The sequence below is a fragment of the uncultured Algibacter sp. genome (assembly GCF_947495675.1).
GTDB lineage: Bacteria > Bacteroidota > Bacteroidia > Flavobacteriales > Flavobacteriaceae > Algibacter_B.
Genome location: NZ_CANLZX010000017.1, coordinates 1 through 18,897, shown reverse-complemented (window position 1 = coordinate 18,897; position 18,897 = coordinate 1). Strand labels below are relative to the sequence as shown.

At 30.1% G+C, this 18,897-nt stretch carries 19 protein-coding genes; 12 read left to right on the top strand and 7 right to left on the bottom strand.

The window, feature by feature from the left end; all coding sequences use genetic code 11:
* Positions 1-31: 31 nt before the first annotated feature.
* Positions 32-490 carry an SsrA-binding protein SmpB gene (gene smpB / locus Q0842_RS12170; RefSeq protein WP_298498397.1) on the bottom strand — a complete coding sequence of 153 codons (459 nt, stop codon included), beginning with the start codon at positions 488-490 and terminating at the stop codon, positions 32-34.
* A gap of 110 nt (positions 491-600) precedes the next feature.
* On the opposite strand from smpB, the gene Q0842_RS12165 reads away from it, so the two are divergent.
* Entirely contained in the window at positions 601-2,193 is a 1,593-nt protein-coding gene (locus Q0842_RS12165; RefSeq protein WP_298498396.1) for a S41 family peptidase, read from the top strand.
* A gap of 96 nt (positions 2,194-2,289) precedes the next feature.
* Positions 2,290-3,690 (top strand): dihydrolipoyl dehydrogenase, encoded by a 1,401-nt coding sequence (gene lpdA, locus Q0842_RS12160; RefSeq protein ID WP_298498394.1) that lies wholly within the window; start codon positions 2,290-2,292, stop codon positions 3,688-3,690.
* Positions 3,691-3,772: 82 nt separating this feature from the next.
* Here lpdA and Q0842_RS12155 read toward each other — a convergent pair whose 3' ends face one another.
* Positions 3,773-4,555, bottom strand: coding sequence for a S1/P1 nuclease (locus Q0842_RS12155; protein ID WP_298498392.1), 783 nt, complete (start codon positions 4,553-4,555; stop codon positions 3,773-3,775).
* Between the two features lie 429 nt (positions 4,556-4,984).
* On the opposite strand from Q0842_RS12155, the gene Q0842_RS12150 reads away from it, so the two are divergent.
* From Q0842_RS12150 to Q0842_RS12135, 4 genes are all read left to right on the top strand, one after another.
* On the top strand, positions 4,985-5,560 hold the full coding sequence (locus tag Q0842_RS12150) for an RNA polymerase sigma factor (RefSeq protein ID WP_298498390.1): 576 nt from the start codon (positions 4,985-4,987) through the stop codon (positions 5,558-5,560).
* Complete coding sequence (locus Q0842_RS12145) at positions 5,560-5,739, top strand: hypothetical protein (RefSeq protein ID WP_298498388.1); 180 nt, start codon at positions 5,560-5,562, stop codon at positions 5,737-5,739. The genes Q0842_RS12150 and Q0842_RS12145 overlap by 1 nt, the downstream gene beginning before the upstream one ends.
* A 44-nt stretch (positions 5,740-5,783) precedes the next feature.
* Positions 5,784-6,611 carry a mechanosensitive ion channel domain-containing protein gene (locus tag Q0842_RS12140; protein ID WP_298498386.1) on the top strand — a complete coding sequence of 276 codons (828 nt, stop codon included), beginning with the start codon at positions 5,784-5,786 and terminating at the stop codon, positions 6,609-6,611.
* Positions 6,612-6,871: 260 nt separating this feature from the next.
* Positions 6,872-7,423 carry a sigma-70 family RNA polymerase sigma factor gene (locus tag Q0842_RS12135; RefSeq protein WP_298498384.1) on the top strand — a complete coding sequence of 184 codons (552 nt, stop codon included), beginning with the start codon at positions 6,872-6,874 and terminating at the stop codon, positions 7,421-7,423.
* 166 nt (positions 7,424-7,589) lie between these two features.
* Here the strand turns inward: Q0842_RS12135 and Q0842_RS12130 are convergent, their stop codons facing one another.
* Together Q0842_RS12130 and Q0842_RS12125 are read right to left on the bottom strand one after the other, a co-directional pair.
* Positions 7,590-8,306 carry a LytTR family DNA-binding domain-containing protein gene (locus Q0842_RS12130; protein ID WP_298498382.1) on the bottom strand — a complete coding sequence of 239 codons (717 nt, stop codon included), beginning with the start codon at positions 8,304-8,306 and terminating at the stop codon, positions 7,590-7,592.
* 3 nt (positions 8,307-8,309) lie between these two features.
* Positions 8,310-9,311: a histidine kinase gene (locus Q0842_RS12125; protein ID WP_298498380.1), complete on the bottom strand. Its 1,002-nt coding sequence runs from the start codon at positions 9,309-9,311 to the stop codon at positions 8,310-8,312.
* A gap of 233 nt (positions 9,312-9,544) precedes the next feature.
* On the opposite strand from Q0842_RS12125, the gene Q0842_RS12120 reads away from it, so the two are divergent.
* The 3 genes from Q0842_RS12120 to Q0842_RS12110 all read left to right on the top strand — a co-directional run bounded on the left by Q0842_RS12120 (position 9,545) and on the right by Q0842_RS12110 (position 11,946).
* Positions 9,545-9,937: a MotA/TolQ/ExbB proton channel family protein gene (locus Q0842_RS12120; RefSeq protein WP_298498366.1), complete on the top strand. Its 393-nt coding sequence runs from the start codon at positions 9,545-9,547 to the stop codon at positions 9,935-9,937.
* A gap of 235 nt (positions 9,938-10,172) precedes the next feature.
* A complete protein-coding gene (locus Q0842_RS12115) occupies positions 10,173-11,177 on the top strand; it encodes a hypothetical protein (RefSeq protein ID WP_298498365.1) in 1,005 nt (334 codons plus the stop codon).
* A gap of 148 nt (positions 11,178-11,325) precedes the next feature.
* Complete coding sequence (locus Q0842_RS12110; RefSeq protein ID WP_298498364.1) at positions 11,326-11,946, top strand: hypothetical protein; 621 nt, start codon at positions 11,326-11,328, stop codon at positions 11,944-11,946.
* Positions 11,947-12,013: 67 nt separating this feature from the next.
* Here Q0842_RS12110 and Q0842_RS12105 read toward each other — a convergent pair whose 3' ends face one another.
* Complete coding sequence (locus Q0842_RS12105; RefSeq protein ID WP_298498363.1) at positions 12,014-13,366, bottom strand: DEAD/DEAH box helicase; 1,353 nt, start codon at positions 13,364-13,366, stop codon at positions 12,014-12,016.
* A 42-nt stretch (positions 13,367-13,408) separates the two neighbouring features.
* A complete protein-coding gene (locus Q0842_RS12100) occupies positions 13,409-14,299 on the bottom strand; it encodes an aldose 1-epimerase family protein (RefSeq protein ID WP_298498362.1) in 891 nt (296 codons plus the stop codon).
* Between the two features lie 182 nt (positions 14,300-14,481).
* On the opposite strand from Q0842_RS12100, the gene pabB reads away from it, so the two are divergent.
* Positions 14,482-15,786: an aminodeoxychorismate synthase component I gene (gene pabB, locus Q0842_RS12095; protein WP_298498361.1), complete on the top strand. Its 1,305-nt coding sequence runs from the start codon at positions 14,482-14,484 to the stop codon at positions 15,784-15,786.
* Here the strand turns inward: pabB and Q0842_RS12090 are convergent.
* Entirely contained in the window at positions 15,783-16,475 is a 693-nt protein-coding gene (locus tag Q0842_RS12090; RefSeq protein ID WP_298498360.1) for a hypothetical protein, read from the bottom strand. The two genes, pabB and Q0842_RS12090, sit on opposite strands and share 4 nt — an antisense overlap.
* A gap of 113 nt (positions 16,476-16,588) precedes the next feature.
* Between Q0842_RS12090 and tilS the strand changes: the two genes are divergently transcribed.
* Positions 16,589-17,899: a tRNA lysidine(34) synthetase TilS gene (gene tilS, locus Q0842_RS12085; RefSeq protein ID WP_298498359.1), complete on the top strand. Its 1,311-nt coding sequence runs from the start codon at positions 16,589-16,591 to the stop codon at positions 17,897-17,899.
* A 1-nt stretch (position 17,900) separates the two neighbouring features.
* Positions 17,901-18,897: amidohydrolase family protein (locus Q0842_RS12080; RefSeq protein WP_298498358.1), on the top strand; the 997-nt coding region annotated here is incomplete at its 3' end.

The window sequence follows — 18,897 nt, the reverse complement described above, 5'->3', positions numbered from 1 at the left end:
AGAATTAAAAACGTTAAGAAATTTATAAATGTTATTTATAAGCTTTTTTAATTCTATCAAGGTCACGCTTGTTATCCCTGTCTTTTATAGATTCTCGCTTATCAAACAATTTTTTACCTTTAGCTAAAGCTATGTCAAGTTTTGCATAACCTTTATCGTTAATATACAATCGTAACGGAATAATGGTTAGTCCAGAATTCTGAACTTCTTTATTTAGTTTTTTAAGTTCCTTTTTATTTAATAGTAACTTTCTTGTAGCTTTAGGTTTGTGGTTATAGTAGTTACCAAATGCATACTCTTGTATAGTCATGTTAACAACAAAAAGTTCTCCGTTTTCACTAAACTCACAAAAACTTTCTGCAATGGAAGCTTTACTGCTTCTAATCGATTTTATTTCAGTTCCTGTTAGTACTATGCCAGCAGTATACTTATCTAAAATTTCATATTGAAAGCGTGCTTTCTTGTTTTGTATGTTGATGTTTTTTTGCATGAAGTGCAAAATTACATAAATTATTGTGAGAATGTCATGGGAATGTATTCAAAAGTTAAAGAAATAGTAATGCGTTTCTAGATTTCAGAAATAGGTCTATTTTTACAAACATGAAAAAACTGGTTTTTGTATTAACTTTATTTATTGCCTTAGCATCTTGCCAAAGTATTAAAAAATATAACGCTCAAACATCAACACAACATACTGTAAATGCTTTAAGAAGTGATGTTGATAAGCTATATGAACAATTACAAACAAATCACCCGAAATTATATCAATATATAACCAAAGAAGATTTAGATTTTAAGTTTGACAGTCTCAAGAAATCTATAAATGCACCAATAAATTCGCGAGAGCTTTATAAAAAACTAGCACCAGTTGTAGCACATATAAGGCAAGGGCATGTAGCCGTAGGCTCTGTTAATAAGCGATTTACTAAAAAAGAACGCAAGGCATTAAAAAAGCGGAAGCTTGAGTTTTATGATTTAGATTTAGAGTATTTAAACAATAAGCTTTTTGTAAAACAAACCTTTGGAAAAGATTCATTATTAGTAGGTGCAGAGCTTATAAGTATAGATGGCGAAAAAGTAAATGATTTAGTGCGAACTTATAAAACACAGTTTGCATCAGATGGGTATAATACCACTTTACATAATAGGTATGTAGGAAAAGCATTTTCTCGTTTTTACTATAAGGATAAAGGGTTTTTAGATAGCTTACAGGTTACATTTAAAAATAAAGATTCCGTTTTCATAAAGCAGTTTAAACGTGCTAAAAAAGAAGAAAAAAAATCTAAAAAAGAGACAGTTAAAACCAAAAAAGTAAAGCGTATAAAATTAACTAAGTTAGAAAAAAAGAAAAATAAATTAGTAAGAAAGCAAAAACGTAAAAACCATAAGAAATATGGATTTATAGCAAGATCAAAAACATATACCAGAAATTTTAATTACATAGGTAAAGATAGTTTGGTAGCTTACATGAAGATTAGAGCTTTTTCTAATGGGAAATATAAAAAGTTTTATAAGGAAAGTTTTAAAGAATTAGCAGCCTTAAAAACTAAAAACTTAATTTTAGATTTAAGAGATAATGGTGGCGGGCGAATCTCAGAAATTAATTATTTATATTCTTATTTAACAAATAAAGACTATGTTTTTATGGAGCCTATTGAAGTTAATACCCGGCTACCACTCACAAAATCATTAGTTAGTAGTGGTAACCCTGCTTTTATGAAAATTATTGGGTCACTTTCTTACTTAGATCCTATTTCACTAGGTTATCAATATTTTAATACTAAAAAAGTTGATGGTAAAATTTATTATAAAATGTCATATAATAAGCCAAAAAAGCCTAAAAAAGCAAATTATAAAGGCAAACTATATGTGCTTATAAACGGAAATTCTTTTTCGGCATCATCACTAATTTCAACACATTTAAAAGCCAATAAACGTGCTACTTTTGTTGGCGAAGAAACTGGTGGTGCTTATAATGGCTGTGTAGCTGGATTGTACAGAATATTTAAACTTCCAAATGCAAAACTAAATGTACGCATGGGTTTAATGCAAATAGAAGCTCCTTTTAAGCAAAATCCAGACGGTTACGGTATTAAACCAGATGTTACCATTTTGCCAAATATACAAGACAGGAAATTAGAAATTGATACAGAATTAGAGTGGATATTAGAAGATATTTATAAACAAGATTAAATTATTCAAAAAAAAGGATATTCTTTTAATGGCTTGATTCTAAATTTGTACTTTTGATTTTAGATTTGTTAAAAAACTAAATTTCAAAATTATTATATGAATTCTTATGATGTAGCCGTAATAGGTTCTGGCCCTGGAGGATATGTAGCAGCTATCCGTTGTGCACAATTAGGTATGAAAACTGCCATTATAGAAAAATATTCAACACTTGGTGGAACTTGTTTAAACGTAGGTTGTATACCTAGTAAAGCACTTTTAGATTCTTCACACCATTACGAAGATGCTGTAAAGCATTTTGAAGAACATGGTATAGAAATACCTGGCGATGTTAAAGTGAATTTAGAGAAAATGATTGCTCGTAAACAGGCAGTTGTAGACCAAACTACTGGCGGTATCGATTTCTTAATGAAGAAGAATAATATTGATGTTTATCAAGGTTTGGGAAGCTTTAAAGACGCTACTCATATCACCATTACTGGAGAAGAAACTACAGAAATTGAAGCAAAAAACACCATTATTGCAACCGGTAGTAAGCCATCAAACTTACCATTTATAAACCTTGATAAAGAACGTATTATTACATCTACAGAAGCTTTAAAGCTTAAAGAAATTCCAAAACACATGATTGTTATTGGTGGTGGTGTAATTGGTTTAGAATTAGGGCAAGTTTATCGTCGTTTAGGAGCAGAAGTTACTGTTGTAGAGTATATGGATAGAATCATTCCAACTATGGATGCAGGCTTATCTAAAGAATTAAACAAGGTTTTCAAAAAAGCTAAGTTTAAAATGCAAGTATCTCACAAAGTAAAATCTGTAGAGCGCGTTGGTGATGAAGTTATTGTAAAAGCAGATAACAAAAAAGGGGAAGAAGTAGAGTTTAAAGGCGATTACTGTTTAGTATCTGTTGGGCGTAAGCCATATACAGATGGTTTAAATACAGAAGCAGCAGGCGTAAAATTAGATGACAGAGGTAGAGTAGAAGTTAACGACCATTTACAAACATCAGCATCAAATATTTATGCTATTGGAGATGTTGTAAAAGGAGCCATGTTAGCTCATAAAGCTGAAGAAGAAGGTGTTTTTGTTGCAGAAACTATTGCTGGGCAAAAACCACATATTGATTATAACTTAATTCCTGGTGTAGTTTACACATGGCCAGAAGTTGCTGCTGTTGGTAAAACAGAAGAACAATTAAAGGAAGCTGGTGTAGAGTATAAAGTAGGATCTTTTCCAATGCGTGCTTTAGGTAGAAGTAGAGCGAGTATGGATTTAGATGGTTTTGTTAAAATTTTAGCTGATAAAACGACTGATGAAATTTTAGGTGTTCATATGATTGGTGCTCGTGCAGCAGATATGATTGCAGAAGCTGTTGTAGCTATGGAATTTAGAGCGTCTGCAGAAGATGTTTCAAGAATGTCTCATGCACATCCAACATTTACAGAAGCAATAAAAGAAGCTGCTTTAGCGGCTACTGAAGATAGAGCGTTGCATATTTAGAATATATACAACAAAATCAATCTCATAAAAAAAGGCTGTCTAATTTATAGACAGCCTTTTTTATTATTAATTAAATTAGTGTTTAAAACAATTCATTTAAGACCTTAGCTAATCGAATACCAGCAATTTGTAATTGACTTCTAACAGTATTAAAATGATTGTAAGAATAACGATATCTTAAATTCTCATCTGGTTTAGCAGAAGCATATATTTTTTTTGTTAGTTGGTGTGTTTCATTAACCCAATCAATAACAGAACCTTCCTGAATCGCTTTTACTTGTTTTTTTGATAGCACATCTGCATTATCTGCTAATTCGGTATAGGTCATATCATACTTTTCTATCATTTCGCTATCCCAAACTCGGTGCATATTAGAGTCTTCATAATGCCATTTTACCTTAAAATCATTACCTCCTCGGTCTTCTTCTAAGCCTATATGCATAGGTTGGTGTAAATCGCCAATTAAATGAATTAAAAGTTTTAAATAAAAGGCTTTATCATCATCAGAAGCATTATCATCAACTATAATTTTTTTACAATATTCAATACCAGTAACTAAATCGCCTTTACTATTCTTTTTAGAATTTTCGTAGTTTTCATCTAAAGGCATGTTAATGTAATGCCAAGTATAAAACTCATTATAACGTTTATCAGATTTTATTTCATCAGCAAATGTAGAAACAAAGGCAAGCGATTGTCTTTTCAACAAGCGTTTCACTTCGCGTTTAGTTTTTCCGCTTAAATATGCGTCTGCAACTTTTCCAACTACTCGATGTCCAGTTTGCCCCCAAAAATCATCAAAAGCATGGCTTTTTACTGGTATTATTAAAAGGGCGACAATAATATAAATGTAAAGAGATTTCATAAACGTAATTTTTTGCTAATTTATGAATATCGAACAGAAAAATCATATTTAAAAATATACTTAACAAAAGTTTAATTATTGATTTGAATTATAGTATCTCTTACTTTTTTAAAACATATATATAATGTAGTTGCCCTAAAATAAAGGTGTAAGCACTAATTATGACTTTTGTAATTTATAACAAACTGTCTTAGAGTGTATTGTAGTTTTGGCTTTTAATATTTAAAAAAATATTTAAAAAGGTTTTTTTTAAGCCATTAAATATATTGATTCTTAATACCGAAAACGCGTATAACTTGAGTAAGAAAAAATAACACTTTATAGGGGATAACGTATAAATTTATTTTTTTTTTATCATGTTAGTGACTCTTCAATAATAAGTGTGTCTTAAACATTATAATATAACAACTAAATAGCGTAAGCTAAATTTTGGAAACCCTAAAAAACAATAGTAAGCTGTCTGATGAAGATCTGGTAGAAGCAATTGTGGAAACAAATAACACATTGCTTTTTGAGATTTTATATGATAAATATGCAGGATTAGTATATAACAAGTGTTATGGTTTTGCAAAAGATAGCGATGAAGCTAAAGATTTAACTCAAGATGTTTTTTTAAAACTCTTTATTAAATTACCAAGCTTCAAAGGAAAATCGAAATTTTCAACATGGTTATATGCTTTTACATATAATCATTGTGTAAACTACGTTACTAGGAATACTGCTAAGAAATTTGAAAAGCAGTCTGTTGATTATAAAGATATAGAGAACCTTTCTGAAGATGAAGAAGACGATAATAGTCTTTTAACGATGAAGGTTGATAAATTAAAAATAGCATTAGAACTAATTTCTCCAGAGGAAAAAATGATTCTGCTAATGAAGTATCAAGACAATTTATCTATAAGAGAAATTGAAAGTGCTTTAGGTTTAGGAGAAAGCGCAGTTAAAATGAGAATTAAACGCGCTAAGGATAAATTAGTAAATGTTTATAATGAAAATGTTAAGTGATGGATAACCCGTTTAAGCATATAAATCAGCCACTTAGAGAAGTTCCTGAGGAACTTAAATCGAAAGTGATGAGCGACATAGCCATGGCAAAATTAGTTATGGAGTTGGCAACTTTGTTTTCATATAACATTGCAGATGTTATTGAAACAGTTGTAAAAAGCAGAAAAACAAACAAATAGAATTTTATTAATCAAATATACCCTAACAATAAATAAAAACAGCTATGGAAAAAGCAACAGAATGGAAAAATATGGCCATGGAATCATTATCTACTATGTGGATTGAGATTTCAAAAATATTTCCAAACATTATAGGCACCATATTAGTTTTAGTAATTGGTTGGTTATTAACCAAACTAATAGTTAAAATTATTAAAAAGGCATTAAAATTAGCAAAAGCAAACAAATTAGATGATGCAATAAATGAAATTGAAATTGTTGAAGGAAAAAAGTTAAACTTTAATACGGTTAAAGTTGTATCCAGTTTTGTAAAATGGGTCATGTACATTATGCTACTAATAATGGCATCAGATATTATGAACTTAACAATGATATCTCAGCAAATAAGTAATTTGTTAGCTTATTTACCGCAATTATTTTCTGCATTAGTCATTTTTACAGTTGGATTAATCTTAGCAAATTTAATTAAGAAAGGCTTAAAGTCGTTTTTTGAGTCTATGGATTTATCTGGTGCTAAAATGATAAGCCAAATAGTATTTTTCATCTTCTTGATTTTCGTTTCTATAACAGCATTAAATCAAGCAGGTATTGATACAGAAATTGTAACAAGTAACCTAACAATGATTTTAGCGGCTTTTTTATTAGCCTTTGCTTTATCACTTGGCTTCGGTTCTCAAAAAATAGTAGCAGACTTATTAAGAACTTTTTATACCAGAAAAACGTATGAAATAGGTCAAAAAATAGAGTTTAATAATATTAAAGGTACAGTTGTATCAATGGATGGTATATCTGTAACACTAAAAACTAAAGAAGGAAAATTAATAGTACCAATTAAAGATATTGTAGAGAGTCAAGTAAGTATACAGGATTAACTTTAAGTTAGGGTTAAAATTTGGTTGGTTACTTTTCTGTATGCCAAAAGCTCTCTACATCTTATAATCCCTTTTCGTAAATCTCAATTGAGTTGAAAAGGGATTTTTTTGTATATAATATAAAAATCTTACAAAAAAAACAACGTTACAACGATTAAATTGGTATTTCATAGAAATTGTTGTCTGTGTTTATTTAAAAACACGAAACCGTATCTCATTATATAATATTGTGCCAGTATAAATTTTAACCCCCATTAGTTTTGACAGACGAAGAATTAGTATCAAAGATTATTAGTAGTAACAACACCGAACTTTTTGGAGTTCTATATGATAGATTTTCAAAAGTAATTTATAATAAGTGTTATTCATTTGTAAACGATCAGGAAGAAGCAAAAGATTTAACACAAGACATATTTTTAAAATTATATGTAAAACTTTCATCTTTTCAAGGAAAGTCTAAATTTTCAACATGGGTATATTCATTTACATATAACCATTGTGTTAATTATGTATCTAGAAACCCTGCTAAAAAATACGAAACACGTTTATCAGAATCATACGATTTAGAAAACTTTTCAGATTGTTCAGTCGATATTATCGATTTAAATGAAGAAGAAAAAGTTGAAGAAAAATTAAATTATGCATTAAATGGATTATCAGCAGATGATAAGTCTATTTTAGTATTAAAATATCAAAACAATTTATCAATAAAGAATTTAGAAGGCCTACTAGGTATAGGATCAAGCGCAGTAAAAATGAGAATTAAAAGAGCAAGAGAGCGTTTGTCTACATCATATCAATTAGTATCATAACATTAAAGAGTATTTGTATTAGTTAAGTTTTTAATATGTAGGTTGTGAGTAAGAATACTTGTTTGACTTTAAGTTAGGGTTAAAATTTGGTTAGTTAATATTTGTAATCAGAAAACTATCTACTTATTACAATCCCTTTTCATTAATTTGAAAGGGGATTTTTTTTTTAATATTTTTCAAGAATTTGTAAAACCTCTTTTTTATAACTTCTACTAATGGTTAAAGCGGTGTTGTTTACTATTATTTCTTCGTTTGTAAAAGATGAAATATGTTTAAGCGCTATGATGTATGATCGATGAATTCTTAAAAATTTATTACTTGGTAATTTAGCTTCAATAGCACTAATAGTCTCTCTAGTTACTATAGTTTCATTGGCTAAATGTATTTTTATATAATCGCTATAGCTTTCAATATAAATAATAGATTCATAATCAATTTTTATCATCCTGCGGTCTGCACGAACAAACATAAAATCGTTAGGCGCTGTTTCTGTGTTTTCAGAATGATTGGCGTCATAATGAATATCAAAATACGTATTCACAGCTTTTAATAATCTATCGAACGATACAGGTTTTAAAAGGTAATCTACCGCTTGCAACTCAAAACCTTCAACAGCAAAATCACGATAGGCGGTTGTAAAAATGATTTTTACATCTTTATTTATAGATTTTGCAAATGAAATTCCAGAGATTTCGGGCATATTAATATCCAGAAAAACCAAATCGATATCATGAGTTCTTAAAATACTAAAAGCCTCAATCGCATTTGTGCAACTCGCTACAATTTTAACCTTAGGTATTTTAGCTACATGTGTTGCTATGACTTCTCTAGCAATAGTTTCATCATCAACTATCATACATAATATGTCTTTGTTTTGCGACATTTATTAAGCGGTTTTAAGCTTTAAATTTACTTTAAATAATCCGTTTTCGTTAGTAATATTAAGCGTGTACAGATTTTTGTATAATAAATCTAATCGTTTCTTTATGTTTTCTAAACCAATACCATGTTCTGTAACGGTACTTGTATTGCACGTATTTTCAATTTCGAAAAACACACTTTTATTTTTACAAGAAAGTTTAATAACAACATGTAGAATACCATTTTTTAAACTCCCATGTTTAAAACTGTTTTCTACAAAAGGCAATAGGAGCATAGGTGCTATTTTGGTGTCTTCAGTTATGTTTTCGGTGTCAAAATGAATTTGTAGTGTATCATTAAAACGCATTTTCTCTAGTTCAATGTAATCGTTCATGTGGTTAACTTCATCATTAAGCGATACAAAGGGTTTATCAACTTGGTATAACAAGTAATCCAATAAGTTTGAAAGCTTTAAAATCATTTCGGGCGTTTCATCAGCTTTCTTTAAAGCAAAACCGTACATGGTATTTAGCGTATTAAATAAAAAGTGCGGATGTATCTGCATTTTTAAATAATTAAGCTCCTGTTCTTTTAGTTTTAGTTGGGTTTCTAAAATTTTAGTTTCTAGTTTTTTAGTTTCTTCACTATGTTTTAAGTTCAGTTTTAAAATTTTAAAGGCGCTCACTAAAATAACCACCAAATAAACCGCAACCGTCACAAAAACTAAGTTTCTGCTAATGGGTGCCATATCTGCATAAACAAAATTTGAGAGGTAAACAAACCCATAAAACACCGAAATAACAATAAGATAAGCCGAAATTATTAGCGTATACAAACTGTACAAACCAAACAGCATATAACGTTTTGTAATAAGATATTCCGGAATAATTTTATAAATATAAACGTATGTGGTAGCAATGGTTATAGGCATTAAAAATAAAGAGAACGATAACACATAATTAAAATCGTTAGTATCTACACCAAAAAAATAGGTGTAAAATAGCAAGACCCCACACCAAAAGGCCATGTGAAGTATTATTTGTGCCAGTTTTTTTAAAATAAATTGTTTTGTAAACATAACCGTAATACAATAATACTATAAATTTATAGGGCTTAAAGATTTTGTAGACGAATAACAGAATTAGTATCCGTTTTAACACCATGTTGTTTTAATAGCTAAAAGAGTCATCTGTCGCATTTTTATTTATGCAAGTACAAAAGGCTATATGTTTGTAGCATGTTTAATTAAAACCATTATTTATGTTTAAGTTATCAATTATTGCGTCGAATGTTTTTGTAGATAGATTTAATGAAGGCGGACCATTTTTTATGTCCCTCATTTTAATATGTCTTTTACTAGCCTTGTTTTTTGTTATTATGGGTTTTGTTAATCTTAAAAAAGATGCGCCAAAATCTAAAAAAATGACCAGTTTAGCTTCCGATGTTAGCGTTTTAGGCCTAGTATTTGGTTTTTTAGGGTCTATTATTGGTATGATAGGCGCCTTTGATGCTATTGAGTCTATAAGCGATGTTAGTACTGGAGTTATGGCAGGAGGGCTTAAAGTAGCTTTTTTAACAACTGTTTTTGGTGCCGTTACTTTTATACTACCACGAATAGGTATTATTATTTTAAAGAGCTTACACAAGAGTTAATATAAGTATAACGGTTCTTCATCAATCAATTAACTAATCAAGCTAAAATCTCTTTTTCATGTATTTGAAGAAGGGATTTTTTTTGTTGAAATAAAGTTTATAAGTGTTTACAACTTAAGTTCATATCTTGTAAGTAAATTTCTAACTTTGTTTGATGACTGATATGTGCTATTTATATAATAATGACATATTATTAAAGTTAAAGAACATTTGATGTAACCATAAAACATAGTAAATGAGTACAGAAACATATTTAAGCGGAATCAAATCTAATGTTGAAAGGAACATTGCTGAAGACCTTTCTATTTTGTGGTCAGAAGAACCCAACATACAAAATTGGAATGCTCTTACACCTGAAGAAATCCAAAAATTAGTTGAAGAGACTTTCGAACTTCTTAATGATGCAATTGATAAAAATTTACTTGAAACACTACCATTTAATTACCTTAAATCTATAAATAGTAACTTAAATAATTTCAACACTCAGTTTCAAACAGTAAAAGGGATTATACCGACTCAATTGAGGAACCAACATCACAACCCATTGAATCAACTCAACACTATAAATACCAATATTAGAAATAGTGGGCTTTTTTCTCTTTTAAAGTTATCCCCAGATATTCCTGAAAATCAGAGATTGATTCAAGAACAACTTGAAAATATTAACGAACGTAAATCAGAAATTGATAAATTAGCAAAGCAAGTACGTACTTTAATGTCACCAGCTGTTGCTGACAGATTAAGTACAGCATTCAGTAAACGTAAGAGTGAAATTTTTAAACAAAAAGTTGGTTGGTTAATTTTAGTTCTTGTTAGTGTCATTATCGCAATGTATTACACAGCGAGTGTGTCAGAACTTATTACTGGAATGATAAGTCCGTCTGATAAATCAGGAAATATTATTGAATCAAATACAATCGGAATTATTTGGGTTTTGAGATTATTAATTTTATTTCCAATTTACTTTGTAGTATTTTTTGCCATAAAACAGTATTCAAAAGAAAGGAAGTTAGAAGAAATTTATGCTCATAAATCTGCAATTGCAGAAACACTACCTTCATACCCTGAACTTTTGACAGAAAAATCTGTTGGAGATAAAATCACAACTGATGCAGCCACAGTAATTTTTTCACCAGCTGAGAAAGAAATAGAAAGGAAAATTAGCACAAAAAATTATAAAATAGATGATATAAAAGAACTTTTAGATATTGCAAGCAGAATATCTGTAAATACAAAATAATCGTGTTGAAACCTTCGTTATCGCTAGTAAGTTATTAGTTGAGGATTTAACATTAGTACTTACTAATACAGTTAAGCAATAAACCCTCGAAACAAGTGCCTTTATATTATTTTAAGTTGTGTTAAATAACCCAAAATATTGTAAATAGATGGAAAATGAAAATTTAGTAAATGTTCTTAAAACTCTATTTCATCTACAAACTCAAATTAATTTAACTGTTGAAAGTCTAAATGAGATTGAACAAAATCAAAAAATTCTAGAAAAAATTCAAATTGAAAATTATTTTGATAATTCTATGAATTTGAAGATTTCAACATCTGGAATATTATCAAACTATTCAATAATACTTTTTTGTTCCTTTCTAGAGGAATACCATAAATTCTTTAATCTAGGACATTTGAAAAGTGTTGATAGAAATTTAATATTAAGTGTTAAGAATAAAAATAAACCTGGTATTAGAAGAATAAATAAATGGACTGGTCTTATAGATTTCAGAAATCAACTTATTGCTCATAATTTTAGAATAAAAGATAAATCTTTTTTTTCAAAAGAAAAGTTGCTTTATGACTATAAAATACCTAATTCGTTATCAGAGAAAAATTTATTTTCAGGTATTATCTACCTAATTTGTTTAAATATCAGAGACGCATTTCCTGAAATAATTAGTAAACTAAATTTAAATGAGCGAATGGTAGATAAATTAAATTTGATTGGTGAAAATGTGGATAATGAAAATGAACTAAAAAAATTATTTGATAAAATGAAATAATAAAAGTATCACCCACCTGCGTTAGGGATTGCAACGTAAAGCCCTACCCTTGGGTAACGCCCAAAATTTATTTACGTTTATTACGTCTGTTATAATTTTTATCGCCCCGAGTTTTTGGCTTTTTATACTTGGCAGCAATTTTAAATTTATAAGAACCTCCTAAATTTTCTTTAGAGTTTTTTTCAGATTTTTCATGAAAGGCTGGTCCCGGAGCATCTTCGTCTCTGCGTTTGTGCGGGTTGTTTCGCTCTTTTATTTGCGGACGCTCTTCTTCAATAAGATCGGTAGAAATTTCAACTGCCTCTGGAATTTCCAATACAGGAATTTTCATTTTCATTAATAACTCGATGTTCTCGATAGCTTCTTCTTCCTTTTTAGTAGAAAACACAAGTGCTTCGCCTTCGCGCTCTGCACGGCCTGTTCTACCAATACGGTGCATGTAGTTTTCTGGAAAATCTGGTGTGTCGAAATTTATAACATGCGATACGTTATCGATATCTAAACCACGCGCCATAACATCGGTGGCTATTAAAATGCGGTTTTCGCCGCTTCGAAACTGCTCGATACTTCGTAATCTGTAATTTTGTGTTTTGTTGGAGTGGATTACACAAAGCTCGTCGTGAAAATAGTCGTCTAATTTTTCGAACAAGCGGTCTGCCATGCGTTTATAGGCCACAAATATTAAAACTTTGTTATACCGCTCGGTATCGTTTAATAAATGCACTAACAAATTTACTTTGGTGTAAAAGTTAGGCACATTGTAACGTTGTTGTGCTATATTATCTAGTGGTGTACCCGAAACGGCTATAGATACACGCTCTGGGTTTTTAAAGAAATCGTTTATTAGTAAATCGACATCTTGCGTCATAGTTGCCGAAAACATTATGTTTTGACGGCGTTGTGGCAGGATATCAAAAATATTAATGAGTTGGTGCCTAAAGCCTAAATCTAGCATAACATCAACCTCATCTATCACTAATTTTTGTATGGATTTTAGTTGTAAAACACGTGTTAAAGCCAAATCGTATAATCGCCCAGGTGTTGCTACTAAAATATCGATTCCTTGAGCAATGGCTTGCTTTTGGGTATTTATATTGGTACCACCATAAACGCCTAAAACACGATTGTTTATGTATTTAGAGAGTTTTTCAATTTCATCGACCACCTGCACAACCAACTCGCGCGTTGGTACTAAAACTAAAACTCTTGGCGTTTCTTGCTCAGAATACTTTAAGTTTTTAAGAATAGGCAACATATAGGCATAGGTTTTTCCTGTACCTGTTTGTGCAATACCAACCACATCTTTACCAGATGAAACTACATTAAATGCTTGCTCTTGGATGGGTGTAGGCGTAACGAAGCCTAAATCATCTAAAGCATTAAAAAGAGGTGTGTTTAAATTTAAATCTTTGAATGTCAAAATACTACTATTTAGCTGGCAAAGTTAAGCTTATTATTCTGTTTAGACTAAATGGCTGTTATCTATTTCGATAGTATAAGTTGCCTCAAAACTTTTATTTGGTGATAAACTAATTATGCCTTCTTTGTCTATAAGGTTTTGGTTGGTGTTTTCGTGGTCTGCAATGCCTAGCCAAGGCTCTATACAAACATAATTTCCGTTGGGTTTTGCCCAAATACCTAAATAGTCAAAATCTTTATAGCTTACAGATAAAATATCACCATAATTAGCACTTTTTAATGTCACTTTTTTAGATTTTAAATCTTTGAAAATAAGGGCATCGTCGTTAAACAAATCGTGTGTTAATGGTAATTTATTGGTGTTGTTAAAAACGGTTTTAGTATTTGAAGATATAAGCCCATTTGCCATGTTTATTAAATGTTTTTTAGAATTCTCGGTGTGTTCAAATTCTAAAAAGTAATCTTCATATTTTTCGTTTTTAAAAACAGGACATTTAAAAGCCGGATGCCCGCCAACCGAGAAATACATGGTTTTAGTGTCTATATTTTTAACCGTATGTTTAACTTCAATTTTATTATCGGTTAGGGTATAGCTTATGTAAAACTCAAACTTAAAAGGGTATTTTTTTAAAGAGTTATTATTCCAAACTAATTTAAAAGTTAAGCTGTTATCGTTTTGTTTTTGTATAACAATGTCTTTATTATGCCTCACAATGCCATGTTTAGGTAGCTCATATTTAGAGTTTTCAAAAACAAAAGTATTTTCTTTAAGAGCGCCAATAATTGGGAATAAATTTGGAGCATAACTTCCCCAAATCTCTGGGTCTGCATGCCACATAAACTCTGTATTATTTTTTAATGCTGTTATTTTGCATAATTCTGCACCGGTTTTTTTTACAGAAATTTTAAGTTTGTTATTATTTAGGGTATACATGTTTTTTTTTGAAATTTAAACTAATGTACAAAATACTATATTTTTTAAGAGTCTGACTCATATTTTGTGATTAGAATTTTTATAAAAAATAATTGATAAATTCTTAAACAGGCTTTAATGATTCTAAGTAACTTTGCAATGCACAAAAATCTATGTGTATTGAGTTTATATAAATTTTTTAATTGAGAACAAAACACATTCATACTTTCGAGGATATCGATAACTTTAAAACTCGATTGCTAAATTGGGCACAACAATTTGACGATGTTGTTTGGTTAGACTCTAACCCTCATAGTAATAAAGATGCCCAACAGCATTACAGCTACGATGCTATTTTAGCTGTTGATGCTTTTACGAGTATTAAAACAGACTACCACCAAGGTTTTGAGAAGCTTAAAGAATACCAGAGTTATACCAACGATTGGATTTTTGGTTATTTAACTTACGATTTAAAGAATGATGTTGAAGTATTAAAGTCGCAAAATTTTGATGGTTTAGGGTTTTCTGATTTATGTTTTTTTCAACCAAAAAAAGTGTTTTTAATTGCAGGTAATCAAGTTGAAACGCACTATTTAAATTTTGTTGATGATGAAATTGATGATGATTTATTAGCTATAAAAATAGGCAACGATGTAGCGCGTGGCCATGTTTATTCTGATATTAAAATTAAGCTTAGAACTCATAAAGATGCTTATTTTGAAAAAGTTAATGAAATGCTTGAGCATATTCATAGAGGCGATATTTACGAGGCTAATTTTTGTCAAGAGTTTTATGCTGAAAACACACAAATAAACCCGCTAGAAACTTACCAGAAACTTAATAGAATATCTAAATCGCCATTTGCTTCTTTTGTTAAATTACAAGATAAGTATGTGCTTAGCGCTTCGCCAGAACGCTATATAAAAAAGCAAGGTGATAAAATAATTTCGCAACCCATAAAAGGTACAGCAAAGCGGTCTTTAAATGTATATGATGATGAGATGTTAAAAACAAATCTCGCAAAAGACATAAAAGAGCGTAGCGAAAATATTATGATTGTAGATTTAGTGCGCCATGATTTATCTAAAACAGCACTTAAAGGCTCTGTAACTGTTGAAGAATTATGTAAGGTTTATACGTTTGATCAAGTACACCATATGATTTCTACAATCACATCAAAAGTAGATGAAAATACACACCCTGTTGATATTATTAAAAGTACATTCCCAATGGGCAGCATGACAGGTGCTCCCAAAATTTCTGCAATGAAAATTATAGAGGATTTGGAAGACACAAAACGTGGTGTTTATTCTGGTGCCATTGGATACTTTACACCTTCAGGTAATTTTGATTTTAATGTTGTAATTAGAAGTATTTTATATAATGCCACAAAACATTACGTTTCGTATTCTGTTGGTGGCGCTATAACAGCTAAAAGCAAACCACTAAAAGAATACGAAGAATGTTTGGTTAAGGCCAAAGCCATGCGCGAAGTTTTAGAGAATTAAATTAAATGCTCTTTAAAATCTTCAATAGCAAGCTTTAAAACACGCTCTACACGTTTGGCTTCAATAGTTTTTACTTTGGCAATTTCATCAAAAGATAATTTACCAAATACAAATAAATCTACAATATCAGACACTTTTAGAGGTAACCATGTATAAAATTTACCTAGAAGATGTTTATTGCGTTGTAATGAAATATCAGAAATATCAAAGGCATTTTTAACAGATGTGTTATTGTCATCGTAAACAAATAACTCTTTGCCATTCTCATCTTGTTTATAAGATATATCGCTTAACTCATCGTTCATAATAAAATCAAAACCTTCATCAACGGTAAATTTTTCTTCTAGTCCATCTAGTTCATGCTCTAAAATAGTATGCGTACTCATGGTATTTTGATGAAAAGCTTCTTTTTTAAAAAGGGCATCTAAATCGGCATCAATAATTTTAAATAGTTTAATTTTTATGTCATTTTTATCAGCATCAATATTATAACCAGCCTCGTAAAATTTAGCAATCCCCTCATCAATAATATCATTAGATTTATACATGTTTTTAGGAATAATCTTAGTTGATTCTGCTATATATAATCTATGTTTTACATAAGCTTGTATATGTTGAGTTACCGATACTACTTTTTTGTCAAATGCTTTTTGAGTGCTCTTATCATTTAATTTTTCTATACTACACATAATTCAAAGTATTAAAATTTGTCCTATAAATTTACGAAATTAGCAGAGATGGTACATGATTTTTGTCATTTTAATATTAGTTAAAGATGATTATATCATTGTATATTTGACTTATGCTTAATCGGTTTAATATTCATACAAATACCAATTTACAGTTTCTAAGAAATGCTAAAATATTAATTGCTATTTCTGGAGGTATTGATAGTGTTGTTTTAACACATTTATGCCATAAACTTAATTTCAATATATCTTTAGCGCATTGTAATTTTAACTTAAGAGGCGAAGAGAGTGATGCCGATGAAGCATTTGTTTTACAACTAGCCGAAAATTTAGATTTAGAAGTTTTTATTGAAAGCTTTGATACCGATAGTTATGCAAAAGCGCATAAATGTTCCATACAAATGGCAGCTAGAGAATTGCGTTACAATTGGTTTGAAGAATTGGCAGAACAATTACAATTCGATTACATTTTAACAGCCCACCATGCAGACGATAATCTAGAAACATTTTTAATTAATTTTACTCGTGGTACAGGGTTAGATGGTTTAACAGGAATTCCAGAAGTTAATGGTAGGTTTGTACGCCCTTTATTGCCTTTTACTACCGAAGACATTGCAGCCTATGCAAAAGCTAATAAAATTAATTGGCGAGATGATAGTAGTAATAAATCGGTAAAATATTTACGTAACAAATTGCGCCATCAAGTTATTCCTATTCTAAAGGAAATTAACCCCAGTTTATTACAAAGTTTTCAAATAACTTTAAATAATTTAAACGATACAGCAGATATTGTTGAAGAAAGTACCAATGCCGTTTTAAAACGAGCTATAGCTTCTATAGACAATAATCATATAGCCTTTAAAATTTCAGAATTTAAAAAGGTAAATAATCCAAAAGCCTATTTATTTGAAGTTTTTAAAGAATATGGTTTTTCTGAATGGAATGATGTGCATAATTTATTAGATGCAGAAACAGGAAAGCAAGTATTCTCATCTACACACCGTTTAATTAAAAATAGAGCGCATTTACTTTTAAGTGAGATTGATTTAAAAGAAGATAAAATAATTTCTGTTTCACAAAATGAAAACCAAGTAGAAACACCTTTTGGAGTCTTGTTTTTTGATGAAGCCGATGCTATTTTTGGTAAACGCACCAATGCCATATTTGTTGATAAAGACGTGTTGGAATTCCCCCTTACCATTAGAAAATATGAAGAAGGCGATGTGTTTTATCCCTTAGGAATGACAGGTAAAAAGAAAGTGAGTAAGTATTTTAAAGACGAAAAACTATCATTACTTGAAAAAGAAAACACATGGTTATTGTGCTCTGGAAATAATGTTGTTTGGGTAATAAATAGAAGAGCAGATAATAGATTTAAAGTGACAGACAAAACGAATAAAATATTAAAAATTGAATTAAAATAATTTGAAACTACAAGGACAAATAGTCGACATAGAAAACAGGCATATTTACAAAGGTGAAATTGTTTTTGAAAATGGTAAAATTCTATCTATTCAAAAAAAAGAGCATAATGTTAATCATTATATTTTACCGGGTTTTGTTGATGCACATATTCATATAGAAAGTTCTATGCTTGTTCCTAGTGAATTTGCAAGATTAGCAGTAAATCATGGCACAGTATCAACTGTTTCAGACCCACATGAAATAGCCAATGTATTAGGTGTTAAAGGTGTAGAATTCATGATTGAAAATGGAAAAGAAGTCCCTTTTAAATTTAATTTTGGAGCACCATCTTGTGTGCCAGCAACAAATTTTGAATCGGCAGGAGCCGTTATTGATTCTGATGCTATAAAACGACTACTTGAAAATCCAGATATAAAGTATTTAGCAGAAATGATGAATTACCCTGGGGTGCTTTTTAATGATGATGAAGTCATGAAAAAAATAGCCTGGGCCAAATATTTTGATAAACCTATTGATGGTCATGCACCAGGATTAAGAGGTCCAGACGTTTTAAAATACATTAGAGCTGGTATCTCAACAGATCATGAGTGTTTTACCTATGGCGAGGCCTTAGAGAAACTTGAAAAAGGCATGAAAATTTTAATTCGAGAGGGGAGTGCTGCCAAAAATTTTGACGCTTTAATTGATTTATTACCAGAACATTTCGAAAATATGATGTTTTGTAGTGATGATAAACACCCAGACGATTTAATAATTGGCCATATTAATCAATTATGCGAACGGGCTGTGGCAAAAGGCATAGATGTTTTTAATGTCCTTAAAGTTGCTTGTATTAATCCAGTAAAACATTATAATTTAGATGTTGGTTTAATGAAAAAAGACGACCATGCAGATTTTATAGTTGTAGAAGATTTAAAAACTTTTAAAACGCTGCAAACCTATATTAATGGAAATTTGGTTTACAACCAAGGGCAGTCTTTAATTAAGCAAGTAGCAT

Bases quoted from the DNA above. Each gene is read 5' to 3' on its own strand.
- smpB (WP_298498397.1), bottom strand. From the start codon at position 490: ATGCAAAAAAACATCAACATACAAAACAAGAAAGCACGCTTTCAATAT.
- Q0842_RS12165 (WP_298498396.1), top strand. From the start codon at position 601: ATGAAAAAACTGGTTTTTGTATTAACTTTATTTATTGCCTTAGCATCT.
- lpdA (WP_298498394.1), top strand. From the start codon at position 2,290: ATGAATTCTTATGATGTAGCCGTAATAGGTTCTGGCCCTGGAGGATAT.
- Q0842_RS12155 (WP_298498392.1), bottom strand. From the start codon at position 4,555: ATGAAATCTCTTTACATTTATATTATTGTCGCCCTTTTAATAATACCA.
- Q0842_RS12145 (WP_298498388.1), top strand. From the start codon at position 5,560: ATGGATAACCCGTTTAAGCATATAAATCAGCCACTTAGAGAAGTTCCT.
- Q0842_RS12140 (WP_298498386.1), top strand. From the start codon at position 5,784: ATGGAAAAAGCAACAGAATGGAAAAATATGGCCATGGAATCATTATCT.
- Q0842_RS12130 (WP_298498382.1), bottom strand. From the start codon at position 8,306: ATGTCGCAAAACAAAGACATATTATGTATGATAGTTGATGATGAAACT.
- Q0842_RS12125 (WP_298498380.1), bottom strand. From the start codon at position 9,311: ATGGCCTTTTGGTGTGGGGTCTTGCTATTTTACACCTATTTTTTTGGT.
- Q0842_RS12120 (WP_298498366.1), top strand. From the start codon at position 9,545: ATGTTTAAGTTATCAATTATTGCGTCGAATGTTTTTGTAGATAGATTT.
- Q0842_RS12115 (WP_298498365.1), top strand. From the start codon at position 10,173: ATGAGTACAGAAACATATTTAAGCGGAATCAAATCTAATGTTGAAAGG.
- Q0842_RS12110 (WP_298498364.1), top strand. From the start codon at position 11,326: ATGGAAAATGAAAATTTAGTAAATGTTCTTAAAACTCTATTTCATCTA.
- Q0842_RS12100 (WP_298498362.1), bottom strand. From the start codon at position 14,299: ATGTATACCCTAAATAATAACAAACTTAAAATTTCTGTAAAAAAAACC.
- Q0842_RS12090 (WP_298498360.1), bottom strand. From the start codon at position 16,475: ATGTGTAGTATAGAAAAATTAAATGATAAGAGCACTCAAAAAGCATTT.
- tilS (WP_298498359.1), top strand. From the start codon at position 16,589: ATGCTTAATCGGTTTAATATTCATACAAATACCAATTTACAGTTTCTA.